Source organism: Sulfurovum sp. (assembly GCA_026990595.1).
GTDB lineage: Bacteria > Campylobacterota > Campylobacteria > Campylobacterales > Sulfurovaceae > Sulfurovum.
Window position 1 is genome coordinate 176,463 of the sequence record JALXCZ010000008.1, and the last position, 1,451, is coordinate 177,913.

A 1,451-nucleotide genomic window follows, 5' to 3' on the forward strand; every position below is an offset into this window, starting at 1 on the left:
ATCTGTCGGTGCATTTCCTCCACCACAGGCACTCAGAAAAAATGCACTTACGGTACCAAGTATGATCATATTTAGTTTTACTGCTCTCATTATTTGCCTCCTATGATGAAATACTCATTCATCTTTAATTTTACTGTACTTTCAATGGAAGCACCTTTTGACTTAATTACGGATTTTGTGCCAACTGGGAATGCTGTTCCATCTTTTAATGTATTCCCTGCAGTTTGACAAGTACCTTTATATCCTGTTATAACACTTCCATCTTTTGAAGCTTCTACATAAGCAGTACATCCATTCGCATTTTCAACGTTCAGTGTAATCTTATCTGCTGCTGGATTAGGTATTACAGTTGCATCTCCATCTTCAGATGCTATTTCAGAACCTACAGATGCTATAATTACCGTTTTAACACCATTGTTCTCTTCATACGTGAACCAGTCAGGATCATTGGCATCATTGATACCGTTACCGTCACTGTCTGTTCCGTTATCCACTGTGCCGTCACCATTTACATCTGCATCTGCACCATCTAAAATACCGTCATTGTCATCATCTGGATCTGTTGCATCAGGAATACCGTCTCCATCCGTATCTGTTACAACAGGTGCGTCCACAACTTTAACAGTTCTGGTCGCATGTGTGGTATTGTTTTGTGAATCTGTGGATGTATAGGTTACTGTATAGTCTCCTACTACTGCCATATTGACCGATGTTGCAGAATCATTTGTCACAGGAACATTTCCGTCTTCCGTATCTGTTGCTGTTGCCCCCGGATCAGTATATGTTGTATGTACTTCAACACTATACGGATTATCGCCGTTCAAGGTAATGACCGGTGCATTCCCGGCTGTGACATTCACGCTTCTTGTAACTTGCGTAGCGGTATTGCCTGCTGTATCATTGGCATCATAGGTTACTGTATAGGTTCCAACAGTTGAAGTATCAACCGTATCACCGCCTATACTCACATTACAGCTTGCATCATAATTATCTGTACAGGTCGCTCCCTGTTCTGTATAGGTCGCACCTACAAGAAGGTTGACCGTAGCATCTCCTGTCAAGGTGATGACCGGTGCTGTTGTGTCAACCACATTCACAGTTCTTGTCACCTGAGCCGCAGCATTGCCTGCTGTATCATTTACATCATAGGTTACCGTATAGGTTCCTGTTACATTGGTATTCACAGGATTTACTATCACGATATTTGCCGTAATATCTCCGTCAACATTATCACTCGCTGTAGCACCGGCATCTGTGTAAGCTGTTCCTACTTCCACATCTACTGTTGCATTTCCGGATAATGTAATAGTAGGAACTGTTGTATCGACCACATCAACTGTTCTTGTAACTTGCGTTGCCGCATTGCCTGCGGTATCATTCACATCATACGTTACTGTATAACTTCCTACTGTAGAAGTATCTACTGCTGAGGCATCTATCACAATATTTGC

General features: G+C 42.0%; 1 protein-coding gene. It reads right to left on the minus strand.

Annotated elements, in window-relative coordinates; genetic code table 11:
• Nucleotides 1–89: 89 nt before the first annotated feature.
• Nucleotides 90–1,451: immunoglobulin-like domain-containing protein (locus tag MVE01_RS03055; RefSeq protein WP_472560690.1), on the minus strand; the 1,362-nt coding region annotated here is incomplete at its 5' end.